The 15,902-nt window shown below is 74.1% G+C and carries 12 protein-coding genes; 2 read left to right on the forward strand and 10 right to left on the reverse strand.

The features are described from left to right. Nucleotides 1-198: 198 nt before the first annotated feature. The 6 genes from ACFC1F_RS16080 to asnB all read right to left on the reverse strand — a co-directional run bounded on the left by ACFC1F_RS16080 (nt 199) and on the right by asnB (nt 8,840). Nucleotides 199-927, reverse strand: a complete 729-nt coding sequence (locus tag ACFC1F_RS16080) for a type 1 glutamine amidotransferase (protein WP_376158771.1) — start codon at nt 925-927, stop codon at nt 199-201. A gap of 43 nt (nt 928-970) precedes the next feature. Then, nucleotides 971-2,233 carry a MurT ligase domain-containing protein gene (locus ACFC1F_RS16085; protein WP_376158773.1) on the reverse strand — a complete coding sequence of 421 codons (1,263 nt, stop codon included), beginning with the start codon at nt 2,231-2,233 and terminating at the stop codon, nt 971-973. Nucleotides 2,234-2,553: 320 nt separating this feature from the next. Further along, entirely contained in the window at nt 2,554-4,008 is a 1,455-nt protein-coding gene (locus ACFC1F_RS16090) for a GNAT family N-acetyltransferase (protein ID WP_376158775.1), read from the reverse strand. A gap of 77 nt (nt 4,009-4,085) precedes the next feature. Further along, the gene (locus ACFC1F_RS16095) at nt 4,086-5,507 is read right to left on the reverse strand and encodes a pyridoxal phosphate-dependent decarboxylase family protein (protein WP_376158777.1); all 1,422 of its coding nucleotides are present in this window, start codon (nt 5,505-5,507) and stop codon (nt 4,086-4,088) included. Between the two features lie 140 nt (nt 5,508-5,647). Beyond that, nucleotides 5,648-6,775, reverse strand: a complete 1,128-nt coding sequence (locus ACFC1F_RS16100) for a hypothetical protein (protein WP_209412428.1) — start codon at nt 6,773-6,775, stop codon at nt 5,648-5,650. Nucleotides 6,776-6,989: 214 nt separating this feature from the next. Then, complete coding sequence (asnB, locus tag ACFC1F_RS16105; protein ID WP_376158779.1) at nt 6,990-8,840, reverse strand: asparagine synthase (glutamine-hydrolyzing); 1,851 nt, start codon at nt 8,838-8,840, stop codon at nt 6,990-6,992. Nucleotides 8,841-9,077: 237 nt separating this feature from the next. On the opposite strand from asnB, the gene ACFC1F_RS16110 reads away from it, so the two are divergent. After that, entirely contained in the window at nt 9,078-9,380 is a 303-nt protein-coding gene (locus tag ACFC1F_RS16110; RefSeq protein WP_307853113.1) for a hypothetical protein, read from the forward strand. A 56-nt stretch (nt 9,381-9,436) separates the two neighbouring features. Beyond that, nucleotides 9,437-11,263: a glutamine--fructose-6-phosphate transaminase (isomerizing) gene (gene glmS / locus ACFC1F_RS16115; protein ID WP_209412426.1), complete on the forward strand. Its 1,827-nt coding sequence runs from the start codon at nt 9,437-9,439 to the stop codon at nt 11,261-11,263. A 108-nt stretch (nt 11,264-11,371) separates the two neighbouring features. Here the strand turns inward: glmS and ACFC1F_RS16120 are convergent, their stop codons facing one another. From ACFC1F_RS16120 to ACFC1F_RS16135, 4 genes are all read right to left on the reverse strand, one after another. Beyond that, nucleotides 11,372-11,596, reverse strand: a complete 225-nt coding sequence (locus ACFC1F_RS16120; protein WP_148641305.1) for a hypothetical protein — start codon at nt 11,594-11,596, stop codon at nt 11,372-11,374. 26 nt (nt 11,597-11,622) lie between these two features. Continuing rightward, entirely contained in the window at nt 11,623-13,269 is a 1,647-nt protein-coding gene (locus ACFC1F_RS16125; RefSeq protein ID WP_376158782.1) for an amidohydrolase, read from the reverse strand. Continuing rightward, a complete protein-coding gene (locus tag ACFC1F_RS16130) occupies nt 13,266-14,708 on the reverse strand; it encodes an APC family permease (protein ID WP_376158784.1) in 1,443 nt (480 codons plus the stop codon). The genes ACFC1F_RS16125 and ACFC1F_RS16130 overlap by 4 nt, the downstream gene beginning before the upstream one ends. Nucleotides 14,709-14,858: 150 nt before the next feature. Next, on the reverse strand, nt 14,859-15,767 hold the full coding sequence (locus ACFC1F_RS16135) for an Lrp/AsnC family transcriptional regulator (RefSeq protein WP_376158786.1): 909 nt from the start codon (nt 15,765-15,767) through the stop codon (nt 14,859-14,861). Nucleotides 15,768-15,902 lie beyond the last annotated feature (135 nt).

Here is a 15,902-nt window from a genome sequence, read left to right on the forward strand (position 1 = left end):
GCATACGGCCCCTGCGTCCGGCCGGGCAGGAGCCGACGCGGGAGCGGCGCCGTCGGCGCCCCCGCGCGGAAGTGCAGCCTGCTGCCGAGGAGGGTGTGCAGCCGGCAACCCCATTGTCGTACGTCCGGGCCCGTCCGTGGACCGGGTGACCGCATCGCGGGCACCCGGTCGGGGCGGACCGGCGCACGACGGCGTGTGTTACGCGGGGCGCGAAGTGGCCGCGATGCGCTCGGTGCGCAGCGCGTCGTACCAGGTGGTGTCGGCCGGCGGCAGGGCGTTGACGTCCAGTGCCAGCTTGATGAGCATGTCCGCCACGGCGGGGTTGCGGGCCATCACCGGCCCGTGCAGGTAGGTGCCGAAGACGGTGTCCCGCCAGGCGCCCTCGGTGCCGTCCCCGGTGCCGTTGCCCCGGCCCGCGGTGACGGTGGCCAGCGGCTGGACGCCCTGGCCGAGGTGGGTCACGCCCTGGTGGTTCTCGAACCCGGTCAGCTGCGGCAGGCCGAGCCGCGGGTCGACGTCGGCCAGCACGTCGCCGACGCACCGGGCGCCCTCGCCGCGGGCGGTCCAGACGTCGAGCAGGCCGAGGCCCGGCTCGCGCTCGCCGAGGTCGTTGACGAACTCGTGACCGAGGATCTGGTAGCCGGCGCAGACGGCGAAGATGATCGCGCCGTTCTCGGCGGCCCGCACCAGGCCGCTGTCGTTGCGCAGCCGCTCGGCGGCCAGTCGCTGCGGGCGGTCCTCGCCGCCGCCGATCAGGTAGATGTCCCCGCTGGTGGGCACCGCCTGGTCGGAGCGGACGTCGATCCGGGTCACGTTGAGGTGGCGCTGGCGGGCCCGGCGCTCCACGACCAGGGCGTTGCCCCGGTCGCCGTAGGTGCTGAGCAGGTCCGGGTAGACCCAGACCACGCGCAGGCTGCTCTCACTCATCCTCGAAGGCCTTCCATCGTGAAGTGGGCTGCTGGGCCGGGCATCAGCCGGCCACGACCTTCCGCAGCTGCTGGAAGGCGGTGTAGTTGGCGATCGCCTCGATCCGGCCGGGCGGGGCCATCCGGACGGCCTGCTCCAGCGACTCCACCACGTGGAACTGCAGCCCGGCGACCTCCAGACGGACGGCCAGGTCCAGCTTGCGCTGGCCCATCACGAAGACGGGGTGCCCGGCGAGGCGCTCGTAGTCGACGTCCCAGAGCCAGGAGGTGTCGGTGCCGTCGGCGTCGAGCGCGTTGACGGAGAGGATGACCGGCGCGGGCGGGCCGTCGATCAGCGAGAAGGTCTCCAGCCAGCCGGCCGGGTTCTTGGCGAGCAGCAGCCTTATGTCGCGGCCCTGGTACTGCACCACGTCGTAGCGGCCGGCCACGGCCGTGACCGACTGCATCCGCTCCAGCGCGACCTGCGGGGCGACGCCGAAGACGGCGGCGACGGCGGCGGAGCTGGTGGCGTTGGCCAGGTTGGCCCGGCCGGGCAGCTGGAGCGAGATCGGCCAGGCGCCGCGCTGCGGGTCGATCACGTGGGTGCCCTGGAGCGCCCAGTGCGGGTTGGGACGGCGGAAGCCGCACTCCTGGCAGAACCAGTCCTCGCCGGGGCGCTGCATCACGCCGCCGCACGCGGGGCAGGACCAGGCGTCCTCCTTCCAGGCCTGGCCGGCGGCCACCCAGACCACCTTCTTGCAGGAGGAGGCGGCCCAGGTCACCAGCGGGTCGTCGGCGTTGGCGATGACCACGGCCTCGGTGTCCTGGAGGCCCTCGCGCCACTTCTCGGCCATCATCCGGGTCTCGGCGGCGCGGTCGAGCTGGTCGCGGGAGAGGTTGAGCAGGGCGATCGCCTTCGGGCGGGTGTCGCGGGCGACCCCGGCCAGGTACTTCTCGTCCACCTCGATGACGCCGAAGCGGGCCTCCGAGCCACCGGCCAGGGCGGAGGTGATGCCGGCCGGCATGTTGGCGCCCAGGGCGTTGGAGACCACCGGGCCGGCGGCGCGCAGCGCCTCGGCGATCAGCCGGGTGGTCGTGGTCTTGCCGTTGGTGGCGCTGACCAGCACGACGTCCAGGTGGTCGGCGAGCGTGGCGAGCAGGTCGGGGTCGAGCTTGAGGGCGACCTTGCCGCCGATCACCGAGCCGCTTCCGCGGCCGGCCTTACGGGACACGGCGGCGGCCACCTTGCCGGCCGTGACCGCGATCTTGGCGCGGGCCGGCAGCGAGGCGTCGCGTGCGCCTGTGGGCTCCGATTCGGTGCCTGCCATGCTCAGTGGTTCCTCCTTGCTGCGGCACCGCCCGGGGCCGGATAACGAGCCGTTGGGCGGCGGGGACGGGGCCAGCCTACCGACTCCGCCACCCGGCTCGGCGATCCGGACCCCGTGCCGCCTGCTCCGGAGGCCCTGCCGGGGCCGTCGGCGGGCCCCTGACGCGGCGTCAGCAAAGACGGTGTACGGACGGGCCTTTCGCCGCTGGGGACGCCGTTCCGGGGGTCCTGCGGTCCCCGCGGGCCGGGGCGCGGCGGGGCCGGACGGCGCGGTCGCCGTCCGGCCCCGGGGTGTCCCGTGAGGATGTGGTGAAGAAACGACTACCGGCCCGGCCGGGTCGGCCAGGGCACGGGCAGCTCCTCGGTCGCCTCGGCCAGGTGCGCCGTGATCACCAGGGTGCCCTCCTCCACCTGGTAGTCCAGCGGGGCGGCCAGCTTGCGCATGGTGGCGATCAGCCCGGTGTTGGAGGACTGCGTGACGGCGTACACCGTCTCCACGCCCGCCTCCAGGGCCAGCGCCGCCATCCGCCGCATGAGGTCCAGGCCCAGCCCGCGCCGCTGCCAGGCGTCCTCGACCAGCACCGCGACCTCGGCGCCGTCCCCGTCCCACATCAGGTGCCCGAGGGCGACGATCCGCCCGTCCGCCGCCTCCACCGCGAGGGCCTGGCCGTGCCGGGCGTCCAGCAGGTGGTCCAGGTAGCGGTCGGCGTCCCGGACCGGGCCGTGGTAGCGCTTGCGCAGGGTGTCGGAGGAGCAGCGGTGGTGCATGGCCAGCGCCGCCTCCTTGTCGCCGGCGTCCGCGCGCCGCACGGTCAGGTCGGCCCCGGCGGGCTGGGCCAGCCGGGCCCGGACGTCCGGGACCCGCGGGCCGAGCAGGGTGTCCAGCTCGACCAGGGCCTGCGCCCGGGCGAACTCGGTCGGGGTGAACGGCAGCTGCGGGCGGCTGAGCTCGATCAGGTCGCCGGACGGCACCGGCAGGCGCATCACGTGGCCGTCCACACCGGCGCCGTCGCGCCCGGCCGCACCCGGGTACTGCCGGATGGTGCACTGCCCGAAGAGCTGGCGCAGCGCGATCGGCAGCTCGGCGGCGTCCAGCGCGGTGCGGGTCGCCAGCGCCAGCACGTGGGTGGGCACGTCGACCAGGTCGTGCGCGTCGGCCGGGGCGCTCCAGATGTCGTGCCCGCCGGCGGCGGCCACCAGTGCGGCCAGGTCCGCCCGGGTCAGCGACTGCGGCGCGCGGACGAAGAACTCGTCCACGGTGCCGGTGGGCAGCGGGTGCGACTGCATCGAGACGATGTTGACCTGCCGCTGCGCGAAGGCCGTGCAGACCCGGGCCAGGCTGCCGGGGGAGTCCTGCACCGTGGTGCGCACCCGCCAGAGCGTGGTCTGCTCGAAGTCGTGCAGCGGCCCCTTCAGCGGCTCCTCCGACACTCCCGGCTCTCCCGACACCCCCCGCGCCCCCGGCGCGGCCGGGGGTGCGGGCGCGTCCGGGGCCGGCGGCCCGTGCAGCTGGTGGCGGTGTGACCACCAGGTGTGGAAGAGCGCCGTGGCCACCAGGGCGACCGCGGAGGTGGCCAGCACCACCGGGCCGTCCGGACCGTGCACCACGACCTTGGCCACCAGGTCGGCCGCGGTCACCGAGAGGAAGACCGCGGCGAGCTCCACGGTGTCGCGGCGCCAGCGGTGGGTGCGGGCGCCGCGCCGCTGGGCACGGGAGGGGGTCGGCGTCGAGGAGGCGGTCGGTTCGGTCGTCGTCAGCTGCTCCGTGTGCTCCATGCCGTCAAATCTGCCGCTCCGGTGTTTCGCGATCACGAATCCTCCGTGACCTGTCGGTTAATGTCTCCGGGCCCCGGTTAAGGCAGCTCGCGGGCGGCGGCCTTCACCTCGGCCAGCAGCAGTTCGAGGTCGGCCTCGGTGGTGGCGGCGTTGAGCAGGCAGGCGCGCAGCATCTCGCGGCCGTCCAGCCGGGCCCCGGTGACGAAGACCCGGCCGCGCCGCTGCACCGCCACCGGCAGCTCCCGGTTGACGGCGTCGAGGGCGGTCTCGTCCAGCCCGGCGGCGCGGTGACGGAACGCCACGATCGATGTCTGCACCTCGGCGAGGAGCTCCAACTCATCGTCCTTCTCGATGAGTTCGCCGAGCCTGCGGGCCAGGGCGGTGCACCGGGCGATGTCCCGGGAGAGACCGTCGCGGCCGCGGTGGGCGATGGTGGCCCACACCTTGAGGGCGCGGAACGGGCGGGTCTGCTCGGTGCCGTACTCGGAGAACCAGCCGAGCGCGCCGGCCGCCTCGTCGCGCAGGTAGGAGGGGACGAGGCTGAAGGTCCCGCGCAGCTCCCCGGTGTCGCGGACCAGTGCGCAGCCGCAGTCCACCGGCACGCCGAGCCACTTGTGCGGGTCGAGGGCGAGCGAGTCGGCCCGCTCCATTCCGGCGTAGCGGTGCGCGATCGCCGGGTCCAGCACGCCGAAGGCCCCGTACGCGCCGTCCACGTGCAGCCAGAGCCGCTGCTCGGCGCAGAGGTCGGCGACCGGGTGGAAGGCGTCCACCGCGCCGGTGCCGACGGTGCCGGCCGAGGCGACCACCAGGAACGGCAGCAGTCCGGCAGCCCGGTCGCGCCCGATGGCGGCCCGCAGGTCGTCGACGTCGAGCAGGCCGTCCGGGCCGGTGGCGACGGTGCGCAGGTGCCTGCTGCCCAGTCCCAGCAGCTCGGCCGCCTTGCGGACGCAGGAGTGCGTCTCGCCGGTGACGTAGCCGACCAGCGGCGGCATCCCGGCGAGGCCGTCCTCGCGGACGTCCCACCCGGCCTCGCGGGCGGCCCGGTTGCGGGCGGCGGCCAGGCAGACGATGGTCGCCATCGAGGTGCCCGAGGTGAGCAGCCCGCCGCCGGCCGGGTGCGGGAAGCCGACCAGCTCGGCGATCCAGCGGACCACCGCCCGTTCCAGGTGGACGTCGGCGTGGTCGCCGCCGGCCGAGCTGGGGTTCATCGCGGAGGCGGCCAGCGTGGCGAGGACACCGGCCGGCGCGGGTGCGGAGTTCACCCAGCCGAAGAAGCGCGGGTTGCCGTTGCCCATCGGGTGCGGCAGGACGTCCCGGCCGATCGCGCCGAGCAGCTCGGTCAGCGGGCGGCCGGCGGCCGGCAGCGGCGCGTCCAGCAGGGCCCGGCGGGCCTCGTCGTCCATCGGCCGCCAGACCGGGCGGGCGGGCAGTTCGGCGAGGTAGTCGCTGACCAGGTCGGCGGCGGTGTGCGCGGCGGCGCGGAAGTCCTCGGAGGTCACGGCGGCTCCAGGTGGTGCAGGGCCTGGTGGCGCGGCGTCCTCGGCGCACCCGGGTCGGCCCGATCCTACGGAACCGGGCCCGCGCCGTGCGGCGCGGGCCCGGTGGGCGGGACGTGGCCCGGGGGCCGGGGCGGGGGCGGTCAGTCGAGCGAGGCGGAGAGCCCGCTCGCCGAGCGGCAGTAGCCCTGCATCTCCTTGTTGGTGATCTTGGCGCAGAGCCGTCCGGCCGCACCGGCGTCCGTGTAGTTCACCGTGTAGTAGCTGACCAGGCCCTCGGCGCAGGCCTTGCGCTGCCAGCCGTCGGCGGCGGTGGCGCACTGCTGGGCAGCCCAGTCCTCGCGGTCCAGGTTGTACTTCATGGTCCGCGAGCCGACGCCCCGGCTGCAGTCCACCGCGCCGCCGGAGGCCTTGCCGGCCAGGCACCACTTGAGCGCGTCGCCGTACACCTCGGGGTGGTTCGGGTAGTCGTGCGAGGAGAGGTAGAAGGTCGGCGCGTAGAAGTAGCAGGCGGACTGGAACAGCGCCGGCTGGTCCTTGCACGGGTAGAGCGGGTCCTGGGCGAGCTTGTCGGCGGGCAGGTTGGCCTTCGCCGTCTCGTCCTCCTCGTCCGGCCCGAAGAGCTGCATGAACAGGCCCTCGGAGCAGCGGATCCGGTTCTGGTCGGTGGTGAACTTGTTGCACAGGTCGCGGGCCTTGGCCACGTCCTGCTTGGCGACGAACATCGTGCCGTGGCCGACGCCGTGGATGCAGGGGCCGCTGTTCTTGGGCGCGCAGAGCTTCAGCAGGTCCACCTCGGGCTGGGTGGAGGCGTTCAGCATCTCCTCGACCGCGCCGTGCAGGTAGCCGGCCGCACACGTCTCGTGCGGGAAGGAGATGACCTTCTGGAAGTCGGCGTTGTACCGCTTGACCGCCTGGTGCCCGAGCTCGTGCGCGATCGGGTGGCAGAACCGGACGGTGTACGGCTTCTCCTTGGTGATCTTGTCGAGGTCGGCCAGCGCGACGCCGGGGTCGGTGGCCTCCATCTCGGCCATCATCTTGTTCCGCAGCGTCGAACGCGTCCAGACCGCAGGGTCACCGGTCGGGGTGGCCGCCGCCCCGGAGGCCTGGACGGCGCCGGCCCCCGGTGCGCCCGAGCCCGCCGCACCGGGGGCGGCCGACGCGGCCGCCTGGGTGCCGGTGGCGGGCGTCCAGTCGGTGACGGCCACCGATCCGAGGCCCAGGACCCCCAGCAGCAGAGCGGTGAGAATCGCGAAAGCTCGCGGTTGCATGACGGAGATCCCCCGGCGGATCGAGACGGACGGTTCGCTCCCCATCCTGACGGCACGCGGCTGCGAATCCGCGTTATCGGCCGCCATTCGGGAGGTGTCGGCGACGCTACCGCACGCCGTGCCCGCCCAACGAAGCGGGATGGCCGGGGGTCGCCACCCGGACGGCGCCGCGCCGTCCGGGGGCCCGCGCCGCGCCGTCCGGGGTGACGGCCGCTCAGAGCTCCAGCGAGACCCGGTACTCGGTCAGCCAGGTGTTGAGGTCCAGCGCCAGGTCGACCCCGAGGCGCACGGACTGCGGGTCGGTGTCCGGGGCGAGCGCGTCGACGAGCGCCCGGCGGTCCAGCAGCGGCAGGACGGGGGCGCCCGGGTCGGCGGCCAGCTCGGCCAGCTCGGCCCGCAGCAGCGCCGGGTAGCGCGGGTCCTGGACGACGGGGTACGGGCTCTTCAGCCGGTCCGCGACCGCCGCCGGGAGGACGTCCCGGACGGCGGCGCGCAGCAGGCTCTTCTCCCGGCCGTCGAAGCTCTTCATCGCCCACGGGGTGTTGAAGACGTACTGGACCAGCCGGTGGTCGCAGAACGGCACCCGGACCTCGAGGCCGTTGGCCATGCTCATCCGGTCCTTGCGGTCCAGCAGGATGCCGACGAAGCGGGTGAGGTTGAGGTACGAGATCTCCCGCATCCGCCGCTCCACCGGGTCGGCGTCCGGCAGGTGCGGGACCTCGGCCAGCGCCTCGCGGTAGCGGGCCCGCCGGTACTCGTGCACGTCGAGCTTGCCGACCAGGCCCCGGTCCAGCAGCTGCTCGCGCGGCCCGGTGCCCGTGCCGCCCAGCTGGGCCACCGCACCCGCCCAGGGGAAGTCGTCGGCGGCGACCAGCTGCGGGTCGTGGAACCAGCGGTAGCCGCCGAACAGCTCGTCCGCGGATTCGCCCGACAGCGCCACCGTCGAGTGCCGCCGCACGCCGCGGAAGAGCAGCAGCAGCGAGATGTCCATGTCGCCGAAGCCGCCCGGCGCGTCCCGGGCGCGCAGCACGGTGGCGCGCTGCGCCGGGTCGCTGAGCGCGGCGCTGTCCAGCTCGACGACGCTGTGGTCGGCGCCGACGTGCGCGGCCAGCAGCCGGGCGTACGGGCCGTCCGGGGTGGAGCGGACCTCGTCGGCCTGGAAGTGCTCGCTCTGGCCGGTGAAGTCGACCGCGAAGGAGCGGATGGGGCCGGCCCCGGCGGCGCGCAGCTGCCTGGCGGCGAGCGCGGTGACGGCGCTGGAGTCGAGGCCGCCGGAGAGCAGCGAGCAGAGCGGTACGTCCGACTCCAGCTGGCGGTGGACGATGTCGTCGAGCAGGGCCCGGACGGTGGCCACGGTGGCCTCCAGGTCGTGGGTGTGCTCGCGGGCCTCCAGCGCCCAGTAGCGGCGGATCGAGACGCCCTCGCGGCGGACCCGGACCACGTGGCCGGGCGGCACCTCGACGACGCCCCGGTAGATCGAGCGCCCCGGGGTCTTGGTGACGGCGAACAGCTCGCGCAGCCCGTCGAGGTCGACCACCGGCCGGACGTCGGGGTGGGCGAGCACGGCCTTCGCCTCGGAGCCGAAGACCACGCCGTGCCGGCTGCGGTGGTAGTGCAGCGGCTTGACGCCCATCCGGTCCCGGACCAGCAGCAGCTCCTCGCTGCGGGCGTCCCAGACGGCGAAGGCGAACATCCCGTTCAGCCGCTCGGCGAGGCCCTCGCCCCACTCCAGGTAGGCGTGCAGCACCACCTCGGTGTCGCTGCGGGTGCGGAAGCGGTGGCCGGCCGCGGCCAGTTCGGCGCGCAGCTCGCGGTGGTTGTACACCTCCCCGCTGTAGGTGAGGGCGGCCAGCACCCGGCCGTCGTGCTCCACCGTCATGGGCTGGGTGCCGCCCGCGATGTCGATCACGGCCAGGCGGCGGTGGCCGAGCGCGGCGTGCCGCTCCAGGTGGACCCCGCCGGCGTCAGGGCCGCGGCAGAGCTGGGTGGCCGTCATCGCGTCGAGCACAGGGCGTTCGGTGGTGAGGTCGCGGTCGAAGGCGACCCATCCGGTGATCCCGCACATCAGCAAGCCTCCGGTCTTCCGACACGCATCTCCGATGCGTGTGCGGAGAATCACGCTACGTGGCGATCCGGTGCCGCTTCAAGGGTGTGTCGACAAGGCGATGAACGTACTCCGCGCCCGCCGGGGCGGGCGGGTCGGGCGTCCGGCGGCGATCCTTGGGCCGAAAGCCTCGGGATCTGCCCGAATTCGGGCAGGATCTTTGATCTTCCCGGTTCTTCCGGCCTAGGCTCCTCACTCGTGTCCAGCTCACCCGGCGTCCCGCACCCCCACTCCTCGCACCACCCTCACGAGGAGCTGCTCGCCCACCTCACCCGGACCAGCCCGCTCGGGCCCCGGGAGGCGGCGCGGGTGGTCGCGGAGGTCCTGGCGTACTTCTCCGAGACGACCGAGGAGTACGTCCGCCGCCGCCACGGCGAGCTCCAGGCGCGCGGCCTGACCAACGAGCGGATCTTCGCCCGGCTCGCCGAGGAGCTTCCCGCCCGCCGGGTCGCGGCCCCCGGGCTCTCGGCCCGGCAACTGCGCCGGATCGTCTACGGCTGAGCACCGACCCCTGCTCGGCGAAGCCGCCCCCTCTGTCATTCGAAGGAGTCACCCAGATGTGCGGAATCGTGGCCTACATCGGCCCCAAGGACGCGACCCCCTTCCTGCTGGAGGGCCTGGCCCGGCTGGAGTACCGCGGCTACGACTCGGCCGGCGTGGCCGTCAGCGGCCGCACCGGCGGGCTGAAGGTCCGCAAGGTCAAGGGCCGGGTCGCCGACCTCGCCGCCGCCGTGCCCGCCCGGTTCAAGGGCACCACCGGCATCGGCCACACCCGCTGGGCCACCCACGGCGTGCCGAGCGACGCCAACGCCCACCCGCACCTGGACAACGCCGAGCGGATCGCCGTCGTCCACAACGGCATCATCGAGAACGCCGACGAGCTGCGCGCCCGCCTCACCGCCGAGGGCGCCGTCTTCCGCTCCGAGACCGACACCGAGGTGCTCGCCCACCTGATCGCCGCGCACGCCGCGGAGGGCGTCGAACTGGAGGAGGCCGTCCGCGCCGCGCTCGGCAAGGTGGTTGGCACCTACGGCATCGCCGTGCTCGACGCCGAGCAGCCCGACCGGATCGTCGTCGCCCGCAACGGCAGCCCGATCGTGCTCGGCATCGGCGAGAAGGAGATGTTCGCCGCCTCCGACGTCTCGGCGCTCGTCCGCTACACCCGCCAGGTCGTCCACCTGGAGGACGGCGAGCTGGCCACCGTCCGCGCCGACGGGTTCCGCACCTTCACCGAGGACGCCCGCACCACCCACCGCCAGCCGTCCACCGTGGACTGGGAGATCGACTCCTACGACACCGGCGGCTACGAGCACTTCCTGCTCAAGGAGATCCACGAGCAGCCCGGCTCGGTCGAGCGCACCCTCAGCGGCCGGCTCGACGAGCGGTTCAACACCGCCCACCTCGGCGGCCTCAACCTGGACGCCCGCGAGCTGCGCGAGATCCGCCGGGTCAAGATCCTCGGCTGCGGCTCCGCGTACTACGCCGGCGAGATGGGCGCCCAGTTGATCGAGGAGCTGGCCCGGATCCCCGCGCACAGCGAGCCCGCCTCCGAGTTCCGCTACCGCAACCCGGTGATCGAGGCGGACACCCTCTACGTCGCGGTCAGCCAGTCCGGCGAGACCTACGACACCCTGGCGGCCGTCCAGGAGATCAAGCGCAAGGGCGGGCGGGTGCTCGGCGTCGTCAACACCGTCGGCAGCGCCATCGCCCGGGAGTGCGACGGCGGCATCTACCTGCACGCCGGGCCCGAGATCTCGGTCGCCTCCACCAAGGCGTTCACTTCCACGGTCGTCGCCTTCGCGCTGCTCGCCCTGCACTTCGGCCGCATCCACGACCTCTCGCCCGCCGACGGCCGCCGCATCGTGGCCGGCCTCAAGGCGCTGCCCGGCCAGATCCGGGAGATCCTCGCCCAGAGCGACGCCATCGCCGAGCTGGCCGCCGAGTACGCCGAGTCCGAGGGCATGATGTTCATCGGCCGGGTCCGCGGCTTCCCGGTGGCCCGCGAGGGCGCGCAGAAGCTCAAGGAGATCTCCTACGTCCACGCCGAGGCCTACCCCGCCAGCGAGCTCAAGCACGGCCCGCTCGCGCTGATCAGCCCCGAGCTGCCGACCGTCGCCCTGGTGCCCGACGACGAGCTGCTGGACAAGAACCTCACCACCCTCGGCGAGATCAAGGCCCGCTCCGGCCGGGTGGTGGCCGTGGCCCACCGCCGGCCCGAGGCCAAGCTCGCGGACCACTGCATCCTGGTCCCGAAGAGCGAGCCCGAGCTCGACCCGCTGCTCCTCAACATCCCGCTCCAGCTGCTCGCCTACCACGCCGCCGTGGCGCTCAAGCGCGACGTCGACAAGCCGCGCAACCTGGCCAAGAGCGTCACGGTCGAGTAGCGGGCCGGGGCCGGACGTGCGCAGGCCCGCCGGGCTGCTGGGGCCGGGCGGGCCTGCGGGGTACCGGGCTACCGGCGGGGCCGGTGGCGTCGGAGCGGATGGGGGACGTTACAGCAGGTAGAGCTTGGCGAAGGGTGCAGTGATCCTCTTCTCCTGCGAGCCGAAGTCGACGAGGATCGCGGTGGCTCCGTCCTCGACGGCGACGACACGGCCGAGGCCGTACTCGTCGTGGGAGACGCGGTCGTCGAGGGCGAAGTGCTTGGGCGGTGGTGGCACCTTCGCGCGGAAGGGGCTGGTGGGCAGATGGCGCCTGGGCACGGGCTGGTTCGTCATTGCTGCCAGTATGCGCCCCTCCGGGCTCAGCCGGCCCGGTGGACCACCTCGCCGCCGACCACGGTGAGGTCGGCCCGGGCGTCAAGGAGGGCCTTCGGCTCCAGTGCGAAGAGGTCGTCCGAGAAGAGGACGAGGTCGCCCAGCTTGCCGGGGGTGATCGATCCCAGGCGGTCCTCCAGGAAGTTCGCGTGCGCGCTGCCGAGGGTGTAGCCCCGCAGGGCGGCGGCCAGCGTGACGGTCTCGTCGGGCATCCACGCCTCGCCGCCGGCCAGGCCCTGGCGGGTCACGGCGGTGTAGAGGCCGACCAGCGGGTCCATCTCGGCGACGTTCCAGTCGCTGGAGAAGGCCAGCACCGTGCCGGCGTCCTGGAGGCTGCGCATCGGCCAGGCCTTGGACCAGCGGTGCTCGCCGACCGCCTCGGCCCAGTCCTTGCCCGGGCCGGCGATGTCCGGGGAGCAGTGCCGGGGCTGCATGCAGGCGACCACGCCCAGCTCGGCGAAGCGCGGCACGTCGGCCGGGTCGAGGCACTCGACGTGGACCACCTGGTGGCGGGCGTCGCGGGGGCCGTTGACCCGGCGGGCGTGCTCGACCGCGTCCAGCACGGTGCGGATTCCGCGGTCGCCGGTGGCGTGCACGAAGGCCTGGAAGCCGGCCGCGTCGAGGCGGGCCAGCACCTCGGCGAACTCCTCGGCCGGGTAGAAGGTCTCGCCCCGGTGGCTGTGGTGGCCCGCGTAGGGCTCCAGCAGCGCGGCCGTGTGCGGCTCCACGACGTCGTCGATGTACAGCTTCAGCGGGCCGACCCGGAACCGCTCGCCGTCGTGCCGGCGCGCCGCCGCCGCGAACTCGGCGAGCTCCGCGTCGGTGGTGCCCCGGGGGTGGAACAGCGCGGCGACCAGGCGGGACCGGAGCCGGCCCTCGGCGATCGCCCGCTCGTACAGGGCCAGGTCGTCGAGGGAGTTCTGCGGCTCGACGACGGTGGTGATGCCGTAGCGGGCGGCCAGGTCGAGGCTGGCGGCGAGCCGGCCGTACTGGCGGTCGGGGTGGGCCCACGGGACGCCGGCGGCGCGCAGCGCGCGGTGGCCGTCGCGGGAGAGGCCGCGGACCGCGAAGTCGGTGAGGAAGCCGGTCGGCTCGCCGGTGCCCGGGTCCTTCTGCACCGTGCCGAAGGCGAGCTCGCGGGTGTCCGCGGTGATGCCGAGGCGCCGCAGGGCCGCGGTGTTCAGCCAGGCGGTGTGCACGTCGTAGCTGAGCACGAAGGCGGGCCGGCCGCCGGTGTACGGGTCCAGGTCGGCGGCGGTGGGCATCCGGCCGCCGGGGATCGCGGTGTAGTCGAACGCCTCGGCCTCGATCCAGTCCGCCCCCGGGTTGCGGCGCAGCCAGTCGGCGATCCGGCGGCCGATCTCGGGCAGGTCGCCGGCGCCGGCGAGCTGGACGCAGGCGGAGTCGGAGCCGAGCCGGACGTGGTTGTGGCTGTCCACGATGCCGGGCACCAGCAGCCGGCCGCGGGCGTCCACCACCTCGGTGGCGGGGCCGGCCAGTTCGCGCCAGCCGTCGCCGTCGCCGACCCAGACGATCCGCCCGTCGCGCACGGCGACCGCCTCGGCGCGGGGGCGCCGGTCGTCGACGGTGTGGACGTGGGCGTTGTGGACGATCAGTTCGGCGGGGTGGTTCACGAGGTCTCCGAAGTGGCGGCGTAGGCGGAGGAGGCGGCGGTCGCGGAGGAGGCGTCCGCGGGGCCGGCCTGGTCGGCGGGGAGGCTGAGCACCCAGTGGGTGGCGCTGCGCGGGCGCAGGTAGAGGAACCAGTAGAGGACGCCGACGACCAGGACGGCGAGGGTGATCAGCAGGTCGCGCCCGGCCTGCTGGGTGAGCGTGTAGCCGAGGACCACGGTGGTGATCACCGGCGCGACGGGCCAGAGCGGCATCCGCCAGGCGTCGGTGGCGCGGTGGCGGCCCCGCCGGGCGGCCAGGGCGGCGACGCCGAGCAGCAGGTAGATCACCGCGACGACCACGCCGGTGAAGCCCAGCAGCGCGTCGATCGGCACGGTCAGCGCGAGGACGGCGCCGGGCAGGCCGATCGCCAGGGTGGCCACCCAGGGGGAGCCCCAGCGGGGGTGCAGGGTGCCCAGGGCGCGGTTCACCGGGCCGGGCCACGTCCGGTCTCGGGCCGACGCGTACAGCACCCGGCCGTTCTGGATCACCATCACGATGACGGCGTTGAGGATGGCGGCGGCGATGCAGAGGCTGACGAAGGTGCCGACGGCGCTGCCGGCCCAGTCGTCGACGATGGCGACCAGGTCCCCCGCGGCGAGCTGGTCCGGGGAGCTGACACCCAGGCAGATCGCGATCACCGGGAGGGTGATGACGAGGACCCCGGCCAGCAGGGACCAGAGCACCGTCCGGGCGACCGAGCGGCGCGGGTCGCGCAGGTCCTCGGACAGGTAGACGGCCGTCCCGAAGCCGTTGTAGGTGAAGATCGCGACGGCCAGGCCCGAGATCAGCAGCCCCGCGGTGAACGGGCTGGTGCCGCCCTGCCCGTCCGGGACGACCGCGTGCACCAGGGTCGAGGCCGGCTGGTGGACGTGGGTCAGGCCGAGGACGGTGACGACGCCGGCGGCGAGGACCTCCAGGCCCAGGAAGACGCCGGTGATCAGGGCGTTCGACTTGATGTCGAGGACGCCGACCGCGACGGCGAGGGCCATCACCGCGCCGCCGGCGACCGCCGGGTCCAGCGACAGCACCGAGCCCAGGTAGCCGGCGGTGCCCAGCGCGATGATCGGCGGGATCACCAGCAGCGAGACGATCGAGATCACGAACACCAGCCAGCCGGCCAGCCGGCCCAGCACCTGGCCCACGATCGAGTACTCGCCGCCGGCGCTGGGCACCAGCGTGCCGAGCTCGGCGTAGCAGAGGCCCACCCCGAGCGAGAGCACGGCGGCCACCAGCAGGCTGAGCACCGCGCCGCTGCCCTGCGACTGGAGCAGCGGGGGCACGACGATGAAGAGCGAGGACGCGGGCGTGACGCAGGACAGGGTCAGCAGGACCCCGCCGAACACGCCCAGGGAGCGCGGCAGCGCCTCGACCTGCGGCGGTGGGGGAGGAGAAGACGTCATCGGGGGACCGGATCTCTCGCGGGGGAAGGTGTCCGGCCATTGAAGGCGTGCGAAAAGAACGCGTCAAGAGTGGTTTGGAAACGATTAGCTTGCGACGGTGGCCATGCTGGGCGATTCGATGGTGAGGCTCTTTTCAGACGACGGAATCGCCTAGTCGATGGGCAGATCGTAGGTGTAGGACTCCTTCACGATGTCCAGGTGCACCCACGACTCCGAGCGGGAGACGCCCGGCAGGGCGCGCACCGCCTCCAGGCCCGTGAGCAGCACCGACCGGTCCGGCGCGTCCAGGCCGCAGACCACGTCGAAGCGCCCGTAGCCGGTGGCCACGTAGTTCACCCCGGGCAGCGTGGCCGCCGCCTCCGCCACCGGCCGGACCGGCCCCCGCACCCCCAGCCCCACCCCCGCCGCCTCGCGCACGCCCAGCGCGCGGGACTCCACCAGCCCGGTCACGTGCACGGCGCCCTCCTCCAGCAGCCGCAGCACCCGTGCCCGGGTCGCCGGCTGGGAGAGGCCGATCCGCTCCGCGAGCGCGGCGAAGCTGGCGCGCCCGTCGAGCTGGAGCAGGCCGAGCAGCCGCCGGTCCGCCGCGTCCAGCTCGGGCGGCGGCCCCGCCCGCAGGCCCGCGACCTCGGGCGAGTAGGCGTCCCGGACCAGCTCGGCACAGCGGAACACCTCCAGCCCCCGCACGCCCGGGATCGCCCGCAGCGCCGCGAACTCGCGCTCCAGGGCGGCTCCGTCGGCGACCCGGACCTCCGCGAGCACGCTCTGCGGGCCCGCCGTGCAGGAGACGAAGCTGGTCGACCGCCGCCCGGCCGCCATCGCCGCGACCGGACGGCCGGCACCGGCGACGTCCAGCGACACGTGGGCCACCGTCGTGATCCCGGCGACGGCGGGCGGCACGATGCCGACGATCCGCACCTCGCCGCGCTGGAGCAGCCGCTGCACCCGGGCCCGGGCCGCCTCGCGGGAGATGCCGAGCAGCTCGGACAGCCGCTGGTAGCTGACCCGGCCGTCGTGCTGCAGTTCGCGGACGAGGGCGGCGTCGGTGGTGTCGAGCACGGGGGGGCTCCTGGGGCTCCGGGGGCGCGGCGGGGAGTCCCGGCAATCTACCGCCCTGCGGGCGGGGCGGTTCGGGGCGGGGTTTTCGGGGAGGGGCGGGGCTTCCGGGGAGGGACCTTGCGGCCGGGGCACCGG

Source organism: Kitasatospora sp. NPDC056181 (genome assembly GCF_042266225.1).
Taxonomy (GTDB): Bacteria; Actinomycetota; Actinomycetes; order Streptomycetales; family Streptomycetaceae; genus Kitasatospora.